At 68.4% G+C, this 22,826-nt stretch carries 25 protein-coding genes; 5 read left to right on the top strand and 20 right to left on the bottom strand.

Annotation, left to right across the window (positions count from 1 at the left end; translation table 11 throughout):
• Window positions 1–41: 41 nt before the first annotated feature.
• The 6 genes from murB to I0K15_RS04775 all read right to left on the bottom strand — a co-directional run bounded on the left by murB (window position 42) and on the right by I0K15_RS04775 (window position 6,439).
• Entirely contained in the window at window positions 42–995 is a 954-nt protein-coding gene (murB, locus tag I0K15_RS04800) for a UDP-N-acetylmuramate dehydrogenase (protein WP_196104268.1), read from the bottom strand.
• Between the two features lie 241 nt (window positions 996–1,236).
• On the bottom strand, window positions 1,237–2,640 hold the full coding sequence (gene murC / locus I0K15_RS04795; RefSeq protein WP_196104267.1) for a UDP-N-acetylmuramate--L-alanine ligase: 1,404 nt from the start codon (window positions 2,638–2,640) through the stop codon (window positions 1,237–1,239).
• Entirely contained in the window at window positions 2,637–3,737 is a 1,101-nt protein-coding gene (gene murG, locus I0K15_RS04790) for an undecaprenyldiphospho-muramoylpentapeptide beta-N-acetylglucosaminyltransferase (RefSeq protein ID WP_196104266.1), read from the bottom strand. The genes murC and murG overlap by 4 nt, the downstream gene beginning before the upstream one ends.
• Window positions 3,738–3,778: 41 nt before the next feature.
• A complete protein-coding gene (locus I0K15_RS04785; RefSeq protein WP_196104265.1) occupies window positions 3,779–4,957 on the bottom strand; it encodes a peptidoglycan glycosyltransferase FtsW in 1,179 nt (392 codons plus the stop codon).
• Between the two features lie 208 nt (window positions 4,958–5,165).
• Window positions 5,166–5,786 carry a class I SAM-dependent methyltransferase gene (locus tag I0K15_RS04780; RefSeq protein ID WP_196104264.1) on the bottom strand — a complete coding sequence of 207 codons (621 nt, stop codon included), beginning with the start codon at window positions 5,784–5,786 and terminating at the stop codon, window positions 5,166–5,168.
• Window positions 5,783–6,439: an N-acetylmuramoyl-L-alanine amidase gene (locus I0K15_RS04775; RefSeq protein WP_196104263.1), complete on the bottom strand. Its 657-nt coding sequence runs from the start codon at window positions 6,437–6,439 to the stop codon at window positions 5,783–5,785. Before I0K15_RS04775 ends, I0K15_RS04780 begins: the two co-directional genes overlap by 4 nt.
• Between I0K15_RS04775 and I0K15_RS04770 the strand changes: the two genes are divergently transcribed.
• Window positions 6,438–7,070, top strand: coding sequence for a hypothetical protein (locus tag I0K15_RS04770; RefSeq protein ID WP_230374296.1), 633 nt, complete (start codon window positions 6,438–6,440; stop codon window positions 7,068–7,070). The genes I0K15_RS04775 and I0K15_RS04770 overlap by 2 nt on opposite strands.
• On the opposite strand, the gene I0K15_RS04765 is transcribed toward I0K15_RS04770, so the two are convergent.
• The 7 genes from I0K15_RS04765 to I0K15_RS04735 form a co-directional block, all read right to left on the bottom strand.
• A complete protein-coding gene (locus I0K15_RS04765; RefSeq protein WP_196104262.1) occupies window positions 7,067–8,128 on the bottom strand; it encodes an L-dopachrome tautomerase-related protein in 1,062 nt (353 codons plus the stop codon). The two genes, I0K15_RS04770 and I0K15_RS04765, sit on opposite strands and share 4 nt — an antisense overlap.
• Before the next feature lie 58 nt (window positions 8,129–8,186).
• A complete protein-coding gene (locus tag I0K15_RS04760; RefSeq protein ID WP_196104261.1) occupies window positions 8,187–8,813 on the bottom strand; it encodes a LysE family translocator in 627 nt (208 codons plus the stop codon).
• Window positions 8,814–8,950: 137 nt separating this feature from the next.
• Window positions 8,951–9,277 (bottom strand): ribonuclease E inhibitor RraB, encoded by a 327-nt coding sequence (locus I0K15_RS04755; RefSeq protein WP_196104260.1) that lies wholly within the window; start codon window positions 9,275–9,277, stop codon window positions 8,951–8,953.
• The gene (locus I0K15_RS04750) at window positions 9,274–10,509 is read right to left on the bottom strand and encodes an LL-diaminopimelate aminotransferase (RefSeq protein ID WP_196104259.1); all 1,236 of its coding nucleotides are present in this window, start codon (window positions 10,507–10,509) and stop codon (window positions 9,274–9,276) included. The genes I0K15_RS04755 and I0K15_RS04750 overlap by 4 nt, the downstream gene beginning before the upstream one ends.
• Before the next feature lie 135 nt (window positions 10,510–10,644).
• Window positions 10,645–11,112: a DUF6985 domain-containing protein gene (locus tag I0K15_RS04745; protein WP_196104258.1), complete on the bottom strand. Its 468-nt coding sequence runs from the start codon at window positions 11,110–11,112 to the stop codon at window positions 10,645–10,647.
• Window positions 11,113–11,253: 141 nt separating this feature from the next.
• Entirely contained in the window at window positions 11,254–12,015 is a 762-nt protein-coding gene (locus I0K15_RS04740) for a TerC family protein (RefSeq protein ID WP_196104257.1), read from the bottom strand.
• 67 nt (window positions 12,016–12,082) lie between these two features.
• A complete protein-coding gene (locus tag I0K15_RS04735) occupies window positions 12,083–12,529 on the bottom strand; it encodes a hypothetical protein (protein ID WP_196104256.1) in 447 nt (148 codons plus the stop codon).
• Window positions 12,530–12,627: 98 nt separating this feature from the next.
• On the opposite strand from I0K15_RS04735, the gene I0K15_RS04730 reads away from it, so the two are divergent.
• Together I0K15_RS04730 and I0K15_RS04725 are read left to right on the top strand one after the other, a co-directional pair.
• Entirely contained in the window at window positions 12,628–14,439 is a 1,812-nt protein-coding gene (locus I0K15_RS04730; protein WP_230374295.1) for a PHA/PHB synthase family protein, read from the top strand.
• 136 nt (window positions 14,440–14,575) lie between these two features.
• Window positions 14,576–15,445, top strand: coding sequence for a lysophospholipid acyltransferase family protein (locus tag I0K15_RS04725; RefSeq protein ID WP_196104255.1), 870 nt, complete (start codon window positions 14,576–14,578; stop codon window positions 15,443–15,445).
• Here the strand turns inward: I0K15_RS04725 and I0K15_RS04720 are convergent.
• The 5 genes from I0K15_RS04720 to I0K15_RS21160 form a co-directional block, all read right to left on the bottom strand.
• On the bottom strand, window positions 15,442–16,035 hold the full coding sequence (locus tag I0K15_RS04720; RefSeq protein ID WP_196104254.1) for an FMN-dependent NADH-azoreductase: 594 nt from the start codon (window positions 16,033–16,035) through the stop codon (window positions 15,442–15,444). The two genes, I0K15_RS04725 and I0K15_RS04720, sit on opposite strands and share 4 nt — an antisense overlap.
• A 248-nt stretch (window positions 16,036–16,283) precedes the next feature.
• On the bottom strand, window positions 16,284–17,006 hold the full coding sequence (gene phbB / locus I0K15_RS04715; RefSeq protein WP_196104253.1) for an acetoacetyl-CoA reductase: 723 nt from the start codon (window positions 17,004–17,006) through the stop codon (window positions 16,284–16,286).
• A gap of 88 nt (window positions 17,007–17,094) precedes the next feature.
• Window positions 17,095–18,270: an acetyl-CoA C-acetyltransferase gene (locus tag I0K15_RS04710; RefSeq protein ID WP_196104252.1), complete on the bottom strand. Its 1,176-nt coding sequence runs from the start codon at window positions 18,268–18,270 to the stop codon at window positions 17,095–17,097.
• A gap of 82 nt (window positions 18,271–18,352) precedes the next feature.
• Entirely contained in the window at window positions 18,353–19,468 is a 1,116-nt protein-coding gene (locus I0K15_RS04705; RefSeq protein WP_196104251.1) for an alpha/beta fold hydrolase, read from the bottom strand.
• Between the two features lie 44 nt (window positions 19,469–19,512).
• Window positions 19,513–19,638: a hypothetical protein gene (locus tag I0K15_RS21160; protein ID WP_277882911.1), complete on the bottom strand. Its 126-nt coding sequence runs from the start codon at window positions 19,636–19,638 to the stop codon at window positions 19,513–19,515.
• 136 nt (window positions 19,639–19,774) lie between these two features.
• Between I0K15_RS21160 and phaR the strand changes: the two genes are divergently transcribed.
• Window positions 19,775–20,365 (top strand): polyhydroxyalkanoate synthesis repressor PhaR, encoded by a 591-nt coding sequence (phaR, locus tag I0K15_RS04700; RefSeq protein WP_230374294.1) that lies wholly within the window; start codon window positions 19,775–19,777, stop codon window positions 20,363–20,365.
• A gap of 6 nt (window positions 20,366–20,371) precedes the next feature.
• On the opposite strand, the gene I0K15_RS04695 is transcribed toward phaR, so the two are convergent.
• Window positions 20,372–21,145, bottom strand: a complete 774-nt coding sequence (locus I0K15_RS04695) for an EAL domain-containing protein (RefSeq protein WP_196104249.1) — start codon at window positions 21,143–21,145, stop codon at window positions 20,372–20,374.
• Window positions 21,146–21,215: 70 nt separating this feature from the next.
• Here I0K15_RS04695 and I0K15_RS04690 point away from each other — a divergent pair, with 70 nt between their 5' ends.
• Window positions 21,216–21,788 carry a DNA-3-methyladenine glycosylase I gene (locus I0K15_RS04690; protein WP_196104248.1) on the top strand — a complete coding sequence of 191 codons (573 nt, stop codon included), beginning with the start codon at window positions 21,216–21,218 and terminating at the stop codon, window positions 21,786–21,788.
• A 428-nt stretch (window positions 21,789–22,216) separates the two neighbouring features.
• Here I0K15_RS04690 and I0K15_RS04685 read toward each other — a convergent pair whose 3' ends face one another.
• Window positions 22,217–22,807 (bottom strand): TlpA disulfide reductase family protein, encoded by a 591-nt coding sequence (locus I0K15_RS04685; RefSeq protein ID WP_230374293.1) that lies wholly within the window; start codon window positions 22,805–22,807, stop codon window positions 22,217–22,219.
• Between the last annotated feature and the right edge of the window lie 19 nt (window positions 22,808–22,826).

The following is a 22,826-nucleotide window of genomic DNA, read 5'->3' as shown; positions in this document are numbered from 1 at the left end:
TCGCCCCGGTTTCATGTCCCTGCGTTGAGGGTCCGGGGTCGTCAGCGGCCGGAGTGATCCCCGATCCGCATGATTTCCCATTCTAGCTCAATGCCGGAATGGGCCAAAACCCTTTTTCGAACCTCCTCGCCCAGGTTTTCCAGATCGGCCGAGGTCGCGGTGCCGGTGTTGACGAGGAAGTTGGAGTGCTTGGGGCTCATAATTGCCCCGCCCAGCGTCAGCCCGCGGCAGCCCGCATCGTCGATCACCTTCCACGCCTTGAGGTCATGCACGTCGTCGTCGCGGCCCGTCGAGGAGTATCCCGCCGGATTGCGAAAGGTGGAGCCGCAGGACAGGTCATCGACCGGCTGGCTCTCAGCTCGTTTGGCGAGCTGATCCTCCATCTTCTGCGCCAGTTCCGCCGGGTCGCCGGCGGGTCCTTCGAGAAGGACGGAGGTCACGACCATGCCGTCCGGCAGGTCCGAGGAGCGGTAGGCGAACCCGATCTCGTCCTTAGCGAGCGTGATCGGCGTGCCGTCGCGCAGGTAGCCCGAGACCTCGACCACCGCGTCCGCCGTGTAGCTGCCGTAGCAGCCTGCGTTCATCTTCACGGCACCGCCGATGGCGCCGGGGATGGTGCGCAGGAAGGTGAGGTCGATGCCCGCTTCCGCCGCGCGCTTGGCCACCTGCGCGTCGAGCGCGGCGCAGCCGGTGCGGACGCGGGTCCCCTCGATCTCGACGGTGTTGAAGCCGCGGCCCATGCGGATCACGACGCCGCGGATGCCGCCGTCGCGAACGATCATGTTGGAGCAGACGCCGATGGGCAGGACAGGGATGTCTGCTGGGCAGGCGGCGAGGAAGGCCGCGAGGTCGGCCTCGTCGGCCGGCATGAACAGCACCTCCGCCGGGCCGCCGGTGCGCAGCCAGCTCATTGCGCTCATGTCGCGTTCTTGAAGGTAGCGGCCGCGGATCTCGGGGAGGCGGTCGAGAAGGCTCAAGTGCTGCGTGTCGCCCATCGTTACTGGCCTCGCGCCCGGCCCGAGGGGGGCGCAAACGCGCCCGCCTTGGGGGCGGGTCGGGCGCGTCGGCGATGCGGAACGCATCGCCGAAGGGAGGAAGAGGACGGCGCAGCGTCCCCCCTCCCTATCCCTCCCCCCGGCGGGGGGAGGGGAGCGCTTCGGTCCCCGTGGTGCGCTTTGGTTGGATTCGTGTGCTTCCTCCCCCCGCCGGGGGGAGGAGAGGAGGGGGGCCGTACCATCACGTCAGGCTCCGCGGTAGCGCGTGCGCCCACTGGGTGATCGTCCCGGCGCCGAGGAACACGACCATGTCCCCGGCCTCGGCCACCTCGCGCACGAAATCCGGGATGCCCTTCGGCGCATCCACGGCCCGCACGTCGCGGTGGCCGTGGGACGTAATGCCCTCGACTAGAGCCGCCTGGTCCGCCCCCGCGATGGGCTCCTCCCCCGCCGCGTAGACCGAGGAGATCCCCACCACGTCCGCCTCGTTGAAGCAGGTGCAGAAGTCGTCGAAGAGGCTCGCCACGCGGCTGAACCGGTGCGGTTGGTGGATCGCGATCACCCGGCCCTTCGTGGCCTTCCGCGCCGCCTTCAGCACCGCCGCAATCTCCACCGGGTGGTGTCCGTAATCGTCGATGATCGTGATGCCGCCGACCTCGGCGACATGGGTGAAGCGTCGGTTGACGCCGCCGAAACCGCTCAGCCCTTTGCGGATCGCCTCGTCCGGGATGCGCAGGTCGAGTGCCACGGCAATCGCCGCCAGCGCGTTCTGCACGTTGTGCTCGCCCGGCATCGGCAGGCGCAGCCCCTCGATCCGCCGCTCGCCATGGCGGTGCCGCGCGATCACGTCGAAACAGGCGACCGGCCCGTCATAGCGCAGGTTCACGGCGCAGATATCGGCCTGGAGCGAAAACCCATAGGTGATGACCCGCTTGTCGATCACCCGGCCCTTCAACGCCTGGCACTCGGGGTGGTCGATGCAGATCACGGCCGCACCGTAGAACGGAATGTTGGATACGAAGCTGTCGAAGGCCGCGCGGATCGCGTCGAAGTCCCCGTAATGGTCCATGTGCTCGGGGTCGATATTGGTGATGATCCCGATGGTCGCCGGCAGCTTGAGGAATGTTCCGTCACTCTCGTCCGCCTCGACCACCATCCAGTCGCCGTCGCCCATCCGCGCGTTCGAGCCGTAGGCATGGATGATCCCGCCATTGATGACGGTCGGGTCCACCCCGCCTGCGTCCAGAATGGCGGCGACCAGCGACGTCGTCGTCGTCTTCCCATGCGTTCCCGCCACCGCGACGTTGGACTTCAGCCGCATCAGCTCCGCCAGCATCTCCGCCCGCCGCACGATCGGCAGGCCGCGCGCGCGGGCGCCGTCAAGCTCCGGATTGCCCTTCTTGATCGCGGTGGAGACGACGACGACCTCGGCATTCTCGAGGTTGTCCTCCGACTGGCCGATGAACGTCTCCGCCCCGTGCTCGCGCAGCCGCTCCAGGATTGGGCCGTCCTTGAGGTCGGAGCCCTGCACCTTGTAGCCGTGGTTCAGCATCACCTCGGCGATACCGGACATGCCGATACCGCCCATGCCCACGAAGTGGATCGAGCCGATGTCCTGCGGCAGGCGGGTGGGACGGTCGTTCATGCGTTTCCTTTCATCTCGGCGACCCGCTCGACCAGATCGGCGAGGCGGGCCTGCGCGTCGGGCTTCGCGACGCCCTGTGCGGCATCGGCCATGGCGCGGGCGCGCGCCGGGCGCGACAGGATCGCGCTGATCTCGGCGGCGAGGCGGTCCGTGTCAACCTCGTTTTCGCGGAGCATGACGGCCGCTTCCGCCTCCACCAGCCCGCGGGCATTGGCCGTCTGATGATCGTCGGCGGCGAGCGCGAAGGGGATCAGGATCGAGGGCCGCCCGACCACCGAGATATCGGCGACCGACGAGGCCCCCGACCTGCTGATGACGAGCTGGCAGGCGGCCAGCCGCTCGGGCACGTCGTCGAAGAAACCTTTCACCTCGGCCGCGATCCCGGCGTCAGCATAGGCGTTGCGTACTCTCGCCTCGTCCTCGCCGCGGGCCTGGTGGGCGACGTCGAGCCGGGCGCGCAGGTCTTCGGGCAGGGCGGCGAGAGCCGGGGGCACCTCCCGACTCATGATCGCGGCCCCCTGGCTGCCGCCGATGATCACCACCTTGAGGGACCCGTCGGACGGGAAGTCGTAGGGCGCGCCGGCCTGTGCCGCGATCGTGCCGCGCACCGGGTTGCCGGTGTGCTCGGCATCGACACCGGGGGGTAGGACGGTGGGCCAGACCGAGCAGGCGACCTTGTCCGCACGCTTGGCGAAGAGGCGGTTAACCCGCCCCGGAATGCCGTTCTGTTCGTGGATCAGCGTGGGAATGCCCAGGAGCTTCGCCGCCGTCATCGCAGGCACGGCCGGATAGCCGCCGAACCCCGCCACCGCCGCGGGCCGGTCGCGGCGCATGGCGCTCACCGCCTCCAGCACGCCGCGGCCGATCATCAGGGGCGCCACCAGCTTGCCGAGCGCCCCGCCGCGCGCCGGGGTCGCGGCGCGCACGACCTCCCGCGGCACATCCTCCGGAAAGGCCCCGGCATAGCGCGCGCCGCGTATGTCCGTGGAGAGCGACACCCGCCAGCCGCGCGCCAGCATCTCCTCCGCCAGCGCCTGCGCAGGGAACATGTGCCCGCCCGTTCCGCCTGCCGCGATGACCAATTTGCGTCCGCCCATGCCCCCGCTCTCTCTTCGTCAAATATCCCCGCCGGAGGCGCTTACCCGTGCCGCCCGCCGAGCCCCAGTGCGTCGCCCAGGTCGTCCTGCGGCCGCGTCCGGGTAAACGCGATCAGCATGCCGAGCGACACCCCCGTCGCCAGCAGTGACGAACCGCCATAGCTCACGAAGGGCAGCGTCATGCCCTTCGCCGGCAACAGCCGCACCGCCACGCCCATGTTGATGACCGACTGCATGGCGAAAAGCGCCGCCAGCCCAGTGCCCGCCAGCCGGATGAACGCATCCCGCTCCCGGCTCAGACGAAAGAGCGCGCGGAGCGTGATGAAGGCGAAGAGCCCGATGATGACGAGCACCAGAAGCAGGCCGTACTCCTCCGCCGCGACCGCGATGATGAAGTCGGTATGCGCATCCGGCAGACGCCACTTCACCAGCCCCTCACCGACGCCGACGCCGAGAAATCCGCCCTCGCGGATCGCGGCGGTGGCGTAGCCGATCTGCGTCGTGGGATCGACCACCGGGTCGAGATAACCGTCGATCCGCCGGGCGAAATGCTCCGAGTTGTTGTAGGCGAAGATGCCGGTCGCCACGACCGCGCCGGCCAGCGAGACAAGCAGCAGCATCGGCGCGCCCGCCACGAAATACATCAGTCCCCAGGCGGCAAGGATCAGGCTCGCTTGCCCGAAATCCGGTTGCAGGGCGAGGCTCGCTGCGACCGCCACGGCCAGCCCGAAGGAGAGCGACTTGCCCGGCGGCCCGCCGCGCGCCATCGAGCCGGTCATCAGCCAGGCCGCGAAGACGACGAAGACGGGTTTCAGGAACTCCGAGGGCTGGATGCTCGCGAATCCCAGCGAGTACCAGCGCGTCGCGCCCTTGCCGAAATCGGTGCCGAGCACCGGCAGGAGCAGGACGGCGAGAAAGGTCAGCCCGAACCCGATCGTGGCCCAGCGGCGCAGTGCCCGCGGCTCCCACATCGACACGATCAGCATGGCCGCGAGCCCCACCACCCCGAACACCGCCTGCCGGGTCACGTAATGGAACGGATCGAGCCCGTTGCGCGCGGCCAGTGGCGGCGAGGCGGCGAGGCCCAGCAAGAGACCCAGCAGGAACAGCACGAGCACCGCCGACAGCGTCCAGCGGTCGACCGTGCGCCACCAGCGCGGCACGATCGGCTCGCGCTCCGCGCTCGGCGCACCCTCGGCGCCGAATACCATCTCCGTCATGCGACTGCCCTCACGCCCGCTGCTTCCGCCGACACTGCCTCGCCCGCCCGGCCTGTTCTCGGCCGGTTCGCGCAGGGGTGATGTTAGCGTGTTGCGCCCGGCCGGGCCAGTCTTGCGGCGGCGTGCGGTTTGAGAGTGTGGATTTGCGTATTTGGACAAAGAAGAAGGCGGGGATTTCTTCTTTGTCCAAATACGCGATCGCGCGAGGTCAGCCGGTGCTGCCGTCCGCCCTCCGGGCGAGCCAAACGGTGTGGCGGTCGCAGTCGGGATCTTCGGCGAGATAGCCGCGCAGCGTCAGCCCTTCGGCCGCCATCAGTGCGACGTATTCCTCCGGGTCGAGGCTCGCGTGATAGACGGGCTCGCCGCCGACCCGTCCCCACGCCTCGCCCGCGGCGGGACCGGAGGTAAACATCAGGGCGCCGCCCGGTGCGAGATGCGCGGCGAAGATCGGGAACATCGCCCGCTGCGCGTCCGGCGTGAGGTGGAAGAAGCTGTCCCACGCGACGATCCCATCGAAGCGGCGGTCGAGGGCGAGGGTGCGCATGTCGGCTTCGATCCACTCGGCCTCAGGCAGGTGGGCGCGGGCGAGCTCGAGCATTTCGGGCGCGCCGTCGACGCCGGTGACGGCGAAACCACGCTGCATCAGCCAGCGGGCGATCGGGACGCCGGAGCCACAGCCGAGGTCGAGCACGTGGCCGCCGGATGGGAGGAGAGCGGCGAGGCGATTGAGCCACGGTTGCTCGAAGACGCCCGTTGGACGGCCACGGTCCCACGTGGCCGCCTGCCGTCGATAGGTCGACAGGATGTCGTCGGGGTCCGAACGGCTCACAGGCCGACCACCTTCATGTCTTCTGTGCCGAGCGGGCCGGTGGCGCCGCGCCGGTGGCGCAGGCGGACGGCGGTGAGGATGTCTTCCGGTGTCGCCTCCGCCGTCCAGCCGCAGGTGCGGGCGGCCATCAGGAACCGTTCCATATCTGGAGAGGACCCCACGCCAGCCACCGCGGGCTGCGCATGACCAGCGCGCTCCAGCCGTGCCCAGTCGAAGTGTGTGCCCGGATCGCTCTTCCGCCCGGGGGCGCAGTCGGAGTGTCCGATCACGCCCTCCGGTCCGATCCGCCAGTGGTCGCGCAGGTCGCTGAGCAACGCCTCCAGCGACAGCATCTGAGCTTCCGGGAATGGCGCATCACCGGGATTGTCGAGCTCGATGCCCAGCGAGTGGCTGTTCACGTCCGTCACGTTCAGCCACGCGCCCGCGCCCGCGTGCCAGGCGCGATGTTCGTCGGCCACCAGCCGGGTCACGTCACCATCTCGGTCGATCACGTAGTGGGCGGAGACCTCGCAGGCCGGATCGCACAGCCGCGCGATGGCCGCCGCCGCGCTCCCCATCGCCGTATAGTGCAGCACGATCAGTGAGGGTACGGCGCCGCGCCGGTCGCCGTAGTTGGGCGAAGGGCATTCGCGGATGGACAGGGGCGGTCGCATGGCGGCACCCTGCCAAGACCGCTGCGCCCGGGCAAGGGAGGCCGTCCTGCCGCACACCAACCGCGTCACCCCCTTCGGCGAGATCACCGCCTCTCCGGCGCGCGGCGCGTGGACCGGCAACCGGGGCGGGCGGCTGCACCGGGAGGACGGGACGCTCACGCGCCGCTGGGCCTCGAAGCACTGGATCATCTGCCGCCTGCAGTGGAAGGGCTGGCGGCGGAAGGTGATGGGGCCGGGCTACACGCATCTCTTCTTTCTCGACGAGGCGACGGCCTTTGCCGCCGGCCACCGCCCCTGCTTCCTGTGTCGGCGGGAGGCGGCGCACACCTTCGCGGACGCTTGGCGGCCCGGGATCAAGGTGCCCGAGATGGACGAGGCGCTGCACACGGCGCGGCGGGGACCGCAAGAGCTGGTCCGCGCGCGGGACCTCACCGACGGGGCACTCTTCACCGACGGGAACGCGGCGTGGCTCACATATCGAGGCGCCGCGCACCGCTGGAGTTTCGAGGGCTACGGTCCGCCCGAATGCCTTCCGGACGGACCGGTCCGTCCGTTGACGCCTCTCCCGACGATCGCGTTGCTCGCCGCAGGCTATTCAGTTCAGATCGACCCCAGCGCCGAGGCCGACTAGCGCCCCACTACCGCGCTGCCGATGGGCCGCCAGCGGACCACGTAATAGGGACCCGCGGGCTCGGTGCTCGCGCCTGCATTGAGCGGCGGCGTGTTGTTGAGGCGGTTGACCGTCGCGTACATCCAGCCGTCCGGCCCCGCCGACATCCCGTCCGGCCACTCGATGCGCGGGTCCGCGACCAGCACGCGGTAGCGCCCGTCCGGCCCCGTCACGCCGATCGCATTGCCGCCGCCGTCCGTGATATACACGTTGCCGATATCGTCCACCGTGATCCCGTCGGAGGGCGGCTTGTCGCCATAGCGCTCGACCAGGGCGGCCAGCTCCTCGGCAGGCAGCTCGGGATCGGCGAGCGCCGCGGTCGGCACCCGCCAGACCGCCGTCCCGTTCATCGCGCCGTAGTACACCCACTCATTATCCGGGCTGATGGTAATCGGATTGAGCGCCACCCGCGCGCGCGAGCCATCGGGGTTCCGCAGCAGCTCCCCGCGCACGATGAAATCCACGTCTTCCGCCATGGTGGAGACGTGGCCGTCCAGCGCCCGGCGCCCCTCGCCGGTCTCGAGATTTATGATCGCGAAACCGCCCGCGATGTCGGCGGTGTAGGCGAGCGGCCGCTCCGCATCGAGGGCGAGGTCGTTGTGGAAGGATCCCTCCACCGACGCCTCCGCCGGGATGTCGATCGCCGCCTCCAGCTCATCGGTCTGTGTGTTCCAGCCGACGAGGCGCTGCTGCACCTGCCCTCCGCTGCCGTTGTCGAGCATCCAGACGACGCCGTCGGCGGAGCTCCGTAGGCCCAGCACGGCGGCGAGGCCCGTGCCGTCCGCCTGCCGCGGCCCGGCCCAGCGGGGCGTGGGGAAGGGGACGAGGCTGCCATCCTCGGTCAGCTCCACCACCCGCATCTCGGGCGCGTAGAACTGGTGCAGGCTGAGGATGATCCGGCCGTCCGGTGTCACGGTGACGTTACCCGGCCCCTGGTCGAGCTCGGCGACGACCTCGAAGGTCTGGGCGGTGAGGGGGGTGGCCGCGACCAGCGCGGCAAGGGCGATACGGGCGATCATGGGGACGCTCCTCTCCTGCAATTCACGGGCAGGGAGATAGCGCGTCGGACCCTGCCTGCTACCGATCTCCGAGGGCGAGCGCACCGGCAAATGTCAGGAACAGCGAGCCGGTGATGCGGCTGCGCCAGCGCGCCACCCGCGCCGATGCGCCGAGCCGCCCGCCGGCCCAGGCGAAGACCAGCGCCAGCCCCGCGCACCAGACCGCGCCGCCGAGCGCGAAAGTGAGGCCGAGCGTGGCAAGCTGTGCCGTCAGCGCCCCCGCTGCCGGATCGGCGAATTGCGGCAGGAAGGCGAGGAAGAAGAGTGCGACCTTGGGGTTCAGCACGTTGATCGCCGTGCCCTTCGCGATGATGAGGAGCGGCCGCTTCGGCGGCGCGCCCGCAGCCTCGGTCCGCCCGTCGCTGCGCAGCGCCTGCCAGCCCAGCCACGCGAGGTAGCCGACGCCCGCCCAGCGCACGACCTCGAACGCGACCGGCGAGGCGGCGAAGATCGCGCTGACGCCGAGCGCGGCGGCGAGCGCATGGATGCTCGCCCCGACCACGGTCCCGGTGGCGGCGAGCAACCCGCCGCGCCGCCCGCCAGAGAGCGAGTTCGCGGCGATGTAGGCCATGTCCGGCCCCGGGATGACGTAGATCACGATGCAGGCGGCGAGAAAGGCGAGCAGCGTTGCGGGATCGACGGGCATGGCGGCCTCCTTACGGTCCTGCCCAGCCTGCGCCCGGACCCGCCGCCGATCAAGCTCCGCGCCGCAGGCGCGGCCCGGCCCAACGGGAGGAAGCCCGCAAGGGCGACCGACGGGCGGGAGCGTCCCGGCTCAGGCGATCACGGCTCCCAAAAGCCCCAGCCGTCCGGAGTATAGCCGCGGGTGAGCGCGATCTTCGTCGCGCGCTCCTCCTGCGTCCAGACACCGTCCAGCGTCAGGGGAACACCGCCGATGGAGGCGGAGATCATGCCGTCCTCCTGCACCTCGACCTCGTAGCCGAAGCTCGTCAGCGCCTTTGCGCACGCCTCCGCATCCGCGCCGTCGCCGGGCAGGAATTCGAGGTCGAGCGTGACCTCCACCGCCTCGTCGAGGTCGCCTTCCTCGGCGATCTGCTTCAGCGTCAGGGCCGTGACGGCCTTCTGGTGCTCGTAATCCCAGTCGCTCACGCGGCCTCTCCCGGTCCCTGGTAGTCTGCGAGGATGCGGTCGGCATCCTCCATCACCCGGCGCACGTTGCGCGCGGCCTGTCGGATGCGCTGTTCGTTCTCCACGAGGCCGAGGCGGACGTAGCCCTCGCCATACTCGCCGAAGCCGACGCCGGGCGAGACCGCGACTTCCGCCTCGCGCAGGAGGATCTTGGAGAATTCCATGGAGCCCAGATGCCTGAACCGCTCCGGCACCGGCGCCCAGGCGAACATGGTGGCGGGCGGGGCGGGGATGTCCCAGCCTGCGCGGCCCATCGCCTCGACCAGCACGTCGCGGCGAGATTTGTAGATGCCGCGGATCTCCTCGATGCAGTCGTCGGGGCCGTTCAGAGCTGCGGCCGCGGCCACCTGCACCGGGGTGAAGGCACCGTAGTCGAGATATGACTTGATGCGGGTCAGCGCCCCGATCAGCCGCTCATTGCCGACGGCGAAGCCCATGCGCCAGCCCGGCATGGCGTAGGTCTTGGAGAGCGAGGTGAACTCCACTGCGATGTCCTTCGCCCCCTCGACCTGCAGCAGGGAGGGCGGCGGATTGCCGTCGAAATAGATCTCCGAATAGGCGAGATCGCTGAGCAACCACAGGTGGTTCTTCTTCGCGAAGGCGACGAGGTCGCGGTAAAAGTCGAGATCGGTCACCTGCGCCGTCGGGTTCGACGGGAAGCTGACGACGACCGCGACGGGCTTGGGCACCGAATGGATCACGGCCTGTTCGAGGGCGCGCAGATACGCCTCCGGATCGAACTTGCCGTCCACCAGCGTCTGAATGTGGCGCAGGGTCCCCCCTGCGATCATGAAGCCGTAGGGGTGGATCGGGTAGCTGGGGTTCGGGACCAGCATCACGTCGCCCGGTGCGGTGATCGCCATGGCGAGGTTGGCGAGCCCTTCTTTCGAGCCCAGCGTCGCGATCACCTCCGTCTCCGGATCGAGCTTCACGCCGAAGCGGCGGGCGTAGTAGCCCGCCTGCGCGCGGCGAAGCCCCGGAATGCCCTTGGAGGCGGAATAGCGGTGTGTCCGCGGCTTCCTGACCGTCTCGCAGAGCTTGTCGACGATGTGGCTGGGCGTATCCATGTCAGGGTTGCCCATGCCGAAATCGATGATGTCCATCCCGCCCGCTCGGTACTCCGCCTTCAGACGGTTCACTTCGGCGAACACGTAGGGCGGCAGGCGCTTGATGCGGTAGAACTCTTCGGACATCGGCTCGGATCTGTCTGGAGGTTGCAGGTTCCGCCGTTATGGAGAGCCCCGGCAGGGGGTGCAATGTCCGATGTGTGTCGCAACGCGGCATTCCGGTGAACAGATATTGCGCCGTTGCCGTGGTGGCACGGATGGTCAGCCGCGCCGGGTGGTGAGCTCGGGGTCCTCGGCGTCATAGACGACGTCGTTGTCCTCCTCCGGCCACCTGGTGCTCGCCGAGCGATACGTCGGATGGCCGTCGAAGCCGCCGACCTTCACCAGCGTATCGCCGTTCTCGAAGGACATCAGCAGGCCCTGCTCCAGATCCCAGCCGCAGCTGCAGGAGATCATGACGTAGTCGTTTCCGCGCCAGTCCTCGACATAGACCGCCTTTGGCCGGACGTGGTTCCAGATCTCCTCGGCGCTTTGCGGAACCTCGTCCATGTCCTCCTCGATATAGTCCGGGTAGATCGCGTACATGTCGCTGAAATAGGCCCAGACATGGCGGGTATGGGCGTCGCGGTCCTTGGAGGTGAGGGCAAGAAAACGGTCGAAGGCCGGGTGCCCTTCGGCGTCCTCCCGGATGGTGACGTCTTGACCGGGGAAGTAGGGGACGGTCGGCATGTCTGGCGCTCCTGTGCAGGCGGTGCAGGGAGCTATCCGCCCCCTTGTGTCTGTTCGGGGCTCCGCCCGTTCGGGCCTGAAACGCGATGCGTTTCCGGGATAGCGCTTACCTCCGAGGATATTCCGGCAGAGAAGAAACCCTCATGACAGCCCGGCTTCCGCCTCTGCCCGCAGCCGCGCCTTCTTGCGGCGGGCCATGAGGTTGAGCCCCTCGATCAGCCCGGCAAAGGCCATGGCGGCGTAGATGTAGCCCTTCGGGATCTTCGCATGGAACCCCTCCGCCACCAGCGTCGTGCCGATCAGCAGCAGGAAGCCGAGGGCGAGCATCACGACCGTCGGGTTCTCGTTGACGAAGCGGGACAGCGGACCGGCGGCCACCAGCATGCAGATCACCGTGAAGGTGATGGCGATCACCATGATCGGCACATGCGGCGTCATGCCCACGGCCGTGATGATCGAGTCGATGGAGAAGACGAGGTCGAGCAGCAGGATCTGAACGATGGCCGCGCCCAGCGTCATGCCGACCGCCTTGCCGACCAGGATGTCGCCCTCGGGCTCCGGATCCACATGGTGGTGGATCTCCTTCGTCGCCTTCCAGATCAGGAAGATACCGCCCGCGATCAGGATCAGATCCTTCCACGACAGCGCGAGCTCGCCGACATTGAGCACCGGCTCCACCAGCCCCACGATCCAGGCGATGGCCATCAGGAGGCCCAGCCGCATGATCAGCGCCAGTCCGATCCCGAGGTTGCGGGCGAAGGCGCGCTGCCGCTCGGGCAGCTTGTTGGTGATGATCGAGATGAAGAGGAGGTTGTCGATGCCCAGCACCACCTCCATGACGATCAGGGTGAGCAGGGCGGCCCAGTTGGTCGGATCGGTCAGCAGTCCAAGCACGCTTTCCATGCGGTGTCTCCGGTGACGAATCAGATGGGGCGAAGAGATAGGGCCGCGCCGGGTGCGCGGCGAGGGATCAGGGCCGGGACGCCCGGGCGCGCAGGGCCGCGGCCCGTTGCTGGAGGAGGCGCGCCTCCGTTGCCGAGCCGCTGACCCGCGCGGCGCGGGAGGATTGCGAGGCGGCACGGTTGAGAAGCGCACGGCCCTCGGGGCTCAGCGTCGCGGTCTGCCCGCCGATTTCCGCCGTTTCGGCCCTGAGCGCGATCGCCCGCGCCTCCAGCGTCGCGGTGTCGAGCAGCGCGCCCGCGTCGGCCTGCAGGAGGTCGACCTCCTCCCGCGCGCCGCGGACCTCGCCGGGGGTGAGCAGGACGAAGCCGCGCGCCTCGATCTCCTCCAGCCCCAGAAGCTCCGGATAGGGCCCATCGCCCACCACCAGCTCCGTGCCTTCGGGGATGTCGTAGAACCCGATCGTCTCGCCGATGGCGCAACCGCTGAGGGCGAGGAGAAGGAGCGGCGTTCGCATCAGGGTTTTGCCTTGCGAGCTGTTTGCTTTAGCATCGCTGATAAAGCATCCGGCCAAATCGGTACAGGGTGCGCGGGAGGATCGCCGGGAGGACGTTTATGAGTGACGCCGGGGGCGAACGCGACGCCGTGGAGGCGTGGATGCGCGAAAGCGCGGAGTTCACGCAGAACATGGCGCGGGTCAGCGAGACGAGCGCGGAGATCTGGCAGAAGGTCTTCGCCGCGCAGGCGGCCAATGCCGACAAGCCGGCCACGCCCGACCCGCTCAACACCCTGCCGACCTTCACCCGGTTCGCCCAGGTCCTCGCCGATCATCCGCAGGAGCTTGCCGCCGCCACCATGGCCTGGTGGCAGGCGCAGGCCGAGCTCTGGCAGAGCGCGTGGTCCCGCTGGATGGGCGAGCCGTCCGAGCCCGTGGTCGAGCCCAAGCCCGGCGACAAGCGCTTCAAGCACGACCAGTGGTCGGAGAACGTGCTCTTCGACTATCTCAAGCAATCCTACCTGCTGACATCGAGCTACATGCAGGGCACCGCCCACTCGATCGGCGATCTCGACCCGCACGAGCGCAAGAAAGTCGAGTTCTACACCCGCAGCTTCGTCGAAGCGATGAGCCCCTCGAACTTCTTCGCGCTGAACCCTGAAGTGCTAGAGGCGACGGCCTCCCAGAAGGGCGACAACCTCGTGCGCGGGCTGAAGATGATGCTTGCCGATCTGGAGCGGGGGAAGGGCAACCTGCTGATCCGCCAGACCGACATGGACGCCTTCGAGGTGGGCCGCGACATGGCGGTCACCCCGGGTGCCGTGATCTGGCAGAACAACGTGCTCCAGCTCATCCAATACGCGCCGACGACCGAGCAGGTGCATGCGCGCCCGCTCCTCTTCATCCCGCCCTGGATCAACAAGTACTATGTGCTCGATCTCAACGAGAAGAAGAGCCTGATGAAGTGGCTGGTGGGCCAGGGCTTCACCGTCTTCATGATCTCCTGGGTCAATCCCGACGAGCGGCAGGCCGGCGAGACGTGGGAGAGCTACATGCAGGCCGTCTCCGACGCGATGGACGTCGCGATGAAGGAGACGGGACAGAAGAAGATCAACCTCGCCTCCTACTGCATCGGGGGCACGATGGTGGGCAGTTTCCTCGCCCGTGCGGCGAAGCGGAAGGACACGCGCGTCGCCTCCGCCACGCTCTTCACCGCGCAGCTCGATTTCGCGGATGCGGGCGAGCTGCAGGTCTTCGTCGACGACAAGACGATCGCGGTGGTCGATGACGAGATGCAGAAGGGCTACCTGCCGGCCGAGAAGATGGCGAGTGCGTTCAACATGCTGCGCTCCGCCGACCTGATCTGGGGCTACTGCGTCAACAATTACATGCTGGGCAAGGACCCGTTCCCGTTCGACCTGCTCTACTGGAACGCGGATTCCACCGCGATGCCCGCGAAGGTCCACCGTTTCTATCTGGAGAGCTTCTACCGCGACAATTCCTTCGTCGACGGTACGCTGAAGGTCGACGGCGAGACGCTGAGCCTCGCCGACATCCGCGGGCCGGTCTACCACGTCGCCACGCGCGAGGATCACATCGCGCCCGCGCCCTCGGTCTATCGCGGCGCGCGGATGATGGAGAACGCGGAGGTCCGCTTCATCCTCGCAGGCTCCGGCCACATCGCGGGCGTCGTGAACCCGCCTGCCGCGCAGAAATACCAGTACTGGGTCAACGACGACCTCAGCGCCCCGACCCTCGCCGAATGGATGGAGCAGGCGGAGGAGCATCCCGGCTCCTGGTGGGTCGATTGGGAGGCATGGCTCATCGGCCATTCGGGCCGCAAGGTGAAGGCCCGCGAACCCGGCGCGAAACACGGTGTTCTCGAGCCCGCTCCGGGCGAATTCGTCAAGGTCCGCTTCGATCGCAGGTGACGGCAGGTCCTTGCCGCTCAACCTTCACGAAAGCGGCCCGCTCCCTCGAAAACCCATGGGGACGGGCCACATATCTACGAAATGCGCCCTCGAATGGCGTCACAAAAATGATACGGGGAAACGATAGGTGCCCGCCATGCAGGAGAAGATCGACGAACTCATCGCGGAGCGGGCAGGCTGGATCTACCGGGGCGGCCCCGCCATGCGGCCGATCCGGGGCCTGCTGCATCTGATGCTCGGCTACGACCGGACGGTCGAACTCGGCACGGAGCTGGAGAACGAGCCGACGGCCGAGATCATGGACCGCATGTCCGAGATGATCGCGCGGCGGGTCGAGCATGACGGCCTCGACAACATACCGGCCACCGGCCCGGCCATTATCGTCTGCAACCACCCCACCGGCATCGCCGACGGCATCATCATGTACCACCTGCTGAAGGAGAAGCGGCCCGACCTCTTCTTCTTCGCCAACGGGGACATCCTGCGGATCATGCCGCAGTTCATCTCGATGATCGCCCCGGTGGAGTGGCGGGAGGACAAGCGCAGCCACGCGAAGAACCGCGAGACGCTGACCTACGCCCGCGGTGCGTTCAAGGAGGGGCGGCTCGCCGTGATCTTCCCCGCCGGGCGGCTGTCGAAGCGACGCGGGCTGCGGCTGCATGAGCGCGAATGGATGCCCTCCGCGGCGATGCTGGCGCGCAAGTACGAGCTGCCGATCATCCCGATGCGGATCACGGCGCGCAACTCGCTCCTGTTCTACCTCTTCGACAAGCTGCACCCGACGCTGCGCGACATCACGCTGTTCTACGAGGTGCTGAACAAGGACCGGCAGCGCTTCCACGTCCGCGCGGGCGAGCCGATCCACGGTGCGAGCCTGCCCTCGGACGGGGCGGAGGCCACGCAGATCCTGTTCGATGCGGTGGATGCCCTGCGCTCCGGCGAGCGGGAGAAGGATCTCTTCGTGGAGCGGCCGCGGCTTCTGAAGCCGCAGCCGCGTCTGACTTAAGCGGCGACGGCCGCGGTCAGCTCTTCGATCTGGCGCTCGGCGGCCTCGACGGTCGCCTCGCCCTTCACCATCTGCTGGTCGGCGCGGACTACGGTCACATCCGTGATGCCGAGGAAGCCGAGCACGTGGCGCAGGTGCGGCGTGGCGTAGTCCACGTCCCCGAACGCCTCGGTCCCGCCGGAGGCGACGACGATGAAGGCGCGCTTGCCGGTCAGCAGGCCGCGCGGCCCGGTGTCGCCGTACTCGAACGTCACCTTCGAGCGCGCGACCTGGTCGATCCAGGCCTTGAGCGCCGCGGGCATCCCGAAATTGTAGATCGGCAGGCCGATGACGATGGTGTCGGCCGCCTGCAGCTCTGCAACGAGCGCATCGGAACCGCTGAGGCGCGCGTGCTGCGCATCCGTCCGGTCGGCGGCCGGGGTGAAGTTCGCCCCCACCCAGTCGCCATCGACGAATTCGGGGCCGGGGGCCACGTCACGCTCCACGATCGTGCCGCCGAGGCGCTCTGCAAGCTCCCGGCTGAGACGGCGGGTGACGGAGGCGTCGGTACGGGCGCTGGACTGGACCAGCAGGATGTTATCGGAGGTCATGGTCGGGATCCTTTCGGACGAAATCAGGCTGTGGTGAATGTGTTCCGTTTCCTGATTCCGAAAAACCGTCCGATCAGCCTCAAACTGTCGCCGATCCGGAAACCGCGCCGTCTTCGCTCTCGATGTACGGGGGCAGATCGTCCCGGAACCGCATCGCGGTTCGGGCCCGGACGGGTGGGCCAAGGATCCGGAGCAGCGCCCCGGATCCGTTCTTCAAGCCGCGCCAGCCTCCAGCGCGGGCCAGTGCGTCAGATGAAGTACTGGCCGCCGTTCGCCGTGATGGTCGAGCCGGTGATAAAGCCCGCATCGTCCGACGTCAGGAACGCCACGCATCGCGCGATCTCGTCCGCCTCGCCGAGGCGGCCGACCGGGATCTGGCCGATGATCGCCTCGCGCACTTTCTCGGGCACCGCCATCACCATGTCGGTGGCGATGTAGCCCGGGCAGATCGCGTTCACCGTGATGCCGTAGCGCGCGCCTTCCTGCGCCAGCGCCTTGGTGAAGCCGAGATCGCCGGCTTTGGAAGCGGAGTAATTCGCCTGCCCGAACTGCCCCTTCTGCCCGTTGATGGACGAGATGGTGACGATCCGGCCGAACTTGCGCTCGCGCATGCCGACCCAGACGTTGTGGGTCATGTTGAAGACGCCGGTGAGGTTGGTGTCGATCACCTCGGACCACTGCTCCGGCGTCATCTTGTGGAACGGCGCGTCGCGGGTGATGCCGGCATTGTTGACCAGGATGTCCACGGGGCCGAGATCGCTTTCCACCTGCGCGATGCCGTCCTTGCACGCGGCGTAGTCGGCGACGGAGAACTTGTAGGTCTTGATGCCGGTCTCGTCGGTGAACTTCTTCGCCGCCTCGTCATTGCCGCCATAGGTCGCCGCGACCTCGCAGCCCTGCGCCTTGAGCGCCGTCGCGATGGCCGCGCCGATGCCGCGGGAGCCTCCGGTGACGATTGCCACACGTGCCATGGTCGTTTCCTCTCTGTTTTTGTCTTGGGGTGGTCGTGTCGGGAGGGGTGTGGCCCGGCGGCCCGGAGGCCGCCTTGACCGGAATCAATCAGTCACGCTCGACACAGAGCGCGACACCCATGCCGCCGCCGATGCACAGCGTGGCGAGGCCCTTCTTCGCGTCGCGGCGCTTCATTTCGAAGAGGAGCGTGTTGAGCACGCGGCAGCCCGACGCGCCGATCGGGTGGCCGATGGCGATCGCCCCACCGTTCACGTTCACGATCTCGGGGTCCCAGCCCATCTCTTTGTTTACGGCACAGGCTTGGGCGGCGAAGGCCTCGTTCGCCTCCACCAGGTCGAGGTCGGAGACGGACCAGCCCGCCTTGTCGAGCGCCTTCTTCGAGGCATAGACCGGCCCCACGCCCATGATCGACGGGTCGAGGCCCGCGGTGGCGTAGCTCGCAATCCGGGCCAGCGGCTCGATCCCGCGCTTCTCCGCGTTCTCCGCGGTCATCAGCAGCGTGGCAGCCGCCCCGTCATTGAGGCCGGAGGCGTTGGCCGCCGTGACCGAGCCATCCTTGGCGAAGGCGGGCTTGAGCTTCGCCATCGCGTCCAGCGTCGCGCCGTGGCGGATGTACTCGTCCTTGTCGACCACGATGTCGCCCTTGCGGGTCTTTACGGTGAAGGGGATGACCTCGTCATCGAACTTGCCGGCCTTCTGCGCGGCCTCCGCCTTGTTCTGGGAGCCGACGGCGAAGGCGTCCTGATCGTCGCGGGTGATCTGCCACTGGTTCGCGACATTCTCCGCCGTCTGACCCATGTGATAGCCGTTGAAGGCATCCCAGAGCCCGTCCTTGATCATCGTGTCGGTGAAGCTCATGTCGCCCATCTTGCGGCCCGCGCGCAGGTGCGCGGCATGGGGGGCGAGGCTCATGCTCTCCTGCCCGCCGGCGACCACGATGTCGGCATCGTCGAGCATGATGTGCTGCGCGCCGAGCGCGACCGCCCGCAGGCCGGAGCCGCAGACCTGGTTGATGCCCCAGGCCGCACTCTCCTTCGGCAGGCCCGCATTGATATGCGCCTGACGCGCAGGGTTCTGGCCCTGTGCCGCGGTCAGCACCTGCCCGAGAATGGTTTCGGAGACCTCGCCCTTGTCCACGCCCGCGCGCTCCAGCACGCCCTCGATCACGGCCGCGCCCAGGTCATGGGCGGGGGTGTTGGCGAAGGAGCCGTTGAACGAGCCGACGGCCGTCCGTCCGGCCGCTGCGATCACCACGTTGGTCATGAGAGGTCTCCCCAGAGTTTTCCGATTGTTGCGCTGCAACATAGGTGGGGCGACACGAAATTGCACCCCCTAAGTTGAGTCTCTAGCAGATACGCACGTTGTCGAGGAAGTCGACGATAGGCTCGAACACCTCCGCGCGCGCCTTCTGCCCGACGATCATGCCAACGTGGCCCGTATCGGGGCGGGCGATGCGGGCGCCGGGAATGGCCCCCGGCAGCGCGTCGGCATTGGCAGGCGGCGCGATGCGGTCGCGGCGGGCGCAGAAGCTGAGCGTGGGGCAGGCGATGGCGTCGGGCGTGACCGGGCCGCCCATGACCTCCCACACGCCCGCGGCGAGGGTGTTGTGGAGTTGCCAGTCGATCAGCACCTCCTCGGCCACCGCGGGGGCGAGCGGCACGGGCCGGTTCAGCCAGTCCTCCACCGCGACGAAGAGCTCGGCCTCCAGCCCCTCCATCCGCGTGAAGCGGGCGAACTTGCGCAGGGCGAGGCCGGGGTCGAGCCCGGCGAAAAGCGTCTGCACCGCATCGTGCGGGATCAGGCCGAAGCTCGCGCCCATGGTCTGCAATGCGGCGCGTGCCATGGCGGGGTCGGGGCGCACCAGCTCGCGGACCATGCGCGCGATCCAGATCCCCTCCTGACAGTTCCAGGGCGTGCCGATGGTGACGAGCGCGGCCACGTCGCTCGCCCGCCGCGCCGCCGCGGCGGCCGCCATCGCGCCGCCCATGCAGTAGCCGAGTACCGGCACCGGACCGCCCGCCAGCACCCGCGCGACGGCGAGTGCGGGGCGCAGGCGCAGGTCGGCATAATCCGCCAGCCCGAAGCCGTGCTCCTCCGCGCCCGGCACACCCCAGTCGAGCAGCAGCGGCCGCAGACCCGCCGCGCGCAGCGTGCCCAGCAGCGAGCGCTCCGGATGGATGTCGAGCACCTCACTGCCGTTGATGAGCGAGGGCAGCACCAGCACCGGCCTGCCGGTGCCGCCGCCATGGTCTCGCAGCTCCGTCGCACCGTCGGACCAGAGCACCGGCGCGCGCTCCTCCGGCCGACGCCACTCATGAGCACGCCACCGGGCGATGCCGGCCAGCATGTCCTCCAGCATGTCGCCCGCGGCCGCCGCCCGATCGAGCGGCAGCGGTCCGGGCTCCGGCGAAAGCGTCGCCTGGCCCACCAGAGCGGCCGCCTGGGCGAGGTGCAGGGGCAAGGGGCTCGGCCCGGCCCGGCGCGGATCCGTCGGCAGGCCCGGCCTCATTGCTGCGGGTCGCGCTCCGCGGGGCGGGGCGCCGGGCCGTCGCGCATCAGGCGCGCCACGTCGGCAAGCCAGCGCTCCAGCCAGTCGCGCGCGGCGGCATTCGTCTCATCGTCCCCTCTCATGGGGCCGGACCCTATCACGCCGGGCTCACGCCGCATCCGCGAAATTTGCGTTGCGGTGCAAGTGTGCAGCGCACTATGCTGCGCAGCACACGTCCGCGAAGAGACGTTCAAAACAACCTTTGGGGGAGCGATCGGAGTGGCCAAGACACCCACCGAGACCGATCAGCCGGTCGTCATCAAGAAGTACGCGAACCGCCGTCTCTACAACACGGCGAAGTCGAGCTACGTGACCCTCGAGCACCTTGCCCAGATGGTGCGCGACGGCGACGACTTCGTGGTCAACGACGCGAAGACGGGGGAGGACATCACCCGTTCCGTCCTCACGCAGATCATCTTCGAGGAGGAGGCGAAGGGGCAGAACATGCTGCCCACGAACTTCCTGCGCCAGCTCATCCGGCTCTACGGCGACACGCTGCAGGGTTTCGTGCCGGGCTATCTCGACGCGTCGATGGACACCTTCGCGCGCAACCAGGAGAAGATGCGCGATCAGGTGCGCGCGGCGTTCGACGCCAACCCCGCGATCCAGAACTACGAGGCGATGACCCGCGCCAACATGGAGTGGTTCGAGAACACGATGCGCATGTTCTCGCCCTTCGCCACCGGCAGCGCCGCGGCGCCTGAAGATGCCAAGGCCGACGCCTCGGCCAAGGATGTCGAGCTCGACGAGCTCAAGGACCAGCTCGCCCGGATGCAGGAGCAGCTCTCCGAACTGGTGCGCAAGTCCTGATCCCGGTCACGCCACTCCGGCCGAGGGGTGCGCGACGCCGAGGGTCAGCTCCGGCCCCGCCGCCCCGATGAAGTGGCCTTGCAGGCAGTCGATACCCAGCGCCGAGAGGCTTGCCGCCTCCGCAGCCGTCTGCACGTATTCCGCGACCGTGAACATCTCGAAATGCCGGGCGATGTCGACAAGCGCGCGGATCAGGCACTGGTTGTCGGCACTCGCCTCGATCCGGCGGGTGAAGAAGCCGTCGATCTTCACGCCGTCGAGGGCGAGGTCGCGAAACTGCCGGAACGCGGTGTAGCCCGCCCCGAAATCGTCGAGCAGCACCGCGGGTCCCAGCGCGCGCACCGCGCGGGTGAAGCGGGCGGCACGGTCGTTGTCGAGCAGCGCAGTCTCCGTCACCTCCACGATCAGGCGGTCGGTGAGGCCGGGCCGGTCCGCCGCCTCCCGCCGCAGGAGGTCGATCCACGCCGGATCACCGAGCGTCTGTGCACCGACATTCACCGAGATCCGCGTGCCCGGCGTCGCCTCCAGCGCGGCCAGCGCATGGCGCAGCACGAAGCGGTCGAGCTTCGGCCCCAGCCCCGCCGCCTCCAGCACGGGCAGGAAGGCGCCCGGCGCCAGCAGCCCGTCCGGCGTGCGCAACCGCGCGAGCCCTTCGAAGAACGCGATCCCGCCGCGGGTGCGCAGCACCGGCTGGAAGGCGAGCTCGACCCGTCCCGCCGCCAGCAGCGCCTCCGGCCGCAGATCCGGGTCCGGCGCCTCGTCCTCGATCACGCTCAACATCTTCTCGCCCGGCCCTCCGTTCCCCGCTACTGTTCGCGGAATGTTCTGAACGAATCGTAAAGGGGGACCGATGGGGCCGAGATGCGCGTGGTGCGGGACCGACCCGATCTATGTGGACTACCACGACACCGAGTGGGGCGTGCCGGACAAGGACGCCCGCGCGCTGTGGGAGAAGCTGATCCTCGACGGCTTCCAGGCCGGGCTGAGCTGGATCACGATCCTCAAGAAGCGCGAGGCGTTCCAGGCCGCCTTCGACGGGTTCGAGCCGGAGCGGATCGCGCGTTATACCGAGGCCGACGTGACTCGCCTCCTCGCCGATCCCGGCATCGTGCGGCACCGCGGCAAGATCGAGGCGACGATCGGCAATGCGCGCGCCTATCTCGCGATCCAGGAACAGGAGGGCTTCGACACCTTCCTCTGGCGCTATATGGACGGCGCGCCGCTGCAGAACGAGTGGGCGAGCATGGCCGAGGTTCCGGCGGAGACCGAGCTGTCGCACCGCATCTCCAAGGACCTAAAGAAGGCCGGGTTCAAGTTCTGCGGCCCCACGATCGTCTACGCCTTCATGCAGGCGGTCGGCATGGTGAACGACCACACAACGGACTGCTTCCGTCATCAGGAGGTGAAGGCGCTGGGGCGGTGACTTCCTGGCGCAACCGTCCCGGCCGTAGCGCCGGGACCTTTGACAAATGTACCGTCACATCCTCGTGCTCGACCCGAGGATCCCCCCATGCAGGAGATGGCCGGGTCAAGCCCGACCATGACACCCCTCCCCACCGTCCCGGCCTAGGAGCCGGGACCGTTCCCAACTCGGCACCTCGGAGCCAAAGACCCCGGACCAAGTCCGGGGTGGTACCGCCTCGAAGCACCATCCCGCCCGGCGGCCACGCCGGGCCGCGCCCGATCTCCCCCCGTAGGACGCGTTGGCGATGTCGGAAAAAGAATTCGCCAGATCGATGCTTGAAAGAGCGCGCTTAGCAAAGGCGTTGGGCAAGTGCCCTCCAGGTCGGGCGCGACCCTCGTCTCTCGAGGAGTGCCGCTGGGATTAAATCAGCGCCAGACGTCCGAGCCTCACACCCCGCTCTGCGCCATGATCTCCGTCAGCACGGCCCGCGCGTTCTCGTCGTTCCAGTGCGCGCCGCCCTGCAACCGCGCAAGCTCCATCCCGTCCGGTCCCATGATCACCGTCACCGGCAGGCCGAGCACCCCGGCGCGCCGGGCGAGCTGGCCCTGAGGGTCGAGCAGGATGGGCAGCGCCTCGATCTCCTCCTCCTGGAAGAAGGCCCGAATGCCCGCCAGCGAGTTCCGGCCCGTCGCGATCGTCACCACCTCGAACGCATCGCCGCCGAAGGTCTGCTGGAGCGCGTCGAGATCCGGCATCTCCTCGCGGCACGGCGCGCACCAGGTCGCCCAGAAGTTCACCAGCACGACCTGGCCCGCGTAGTCGGCCAGCGAGTACTCGCCGCCGTCGGGATCGGTGAAGGTCTGGTCGGGCAACTCCACCGGCTCGGAATGCACCACGAGCTTGCGCATGTCGCCTTCGCGCATGGGCTCCACCACTTCCGCCAGCGACTGTGCCGCCGCCCCGTTTGCCATCGCCAGCGGTGCTGCGTAGAAGAGGGCCGAGGCCACGAGGCTCAACGCCTTTCCGGTCATGCGCATGTGAAATTCCTCCCCACAA

The organism is Pontivivens ytuae (assembly GCF_015679265.1).
Lineage (GTDB): Bacteria > Pseudomonadota > Alphaproteobacteria > Rhodobacterales > Rhodobacteraceae > Pontivivens > Pontivivens ytuae.
This window is presented reverse-complemented; position numbering and strand designations above follow the sequence as displayed.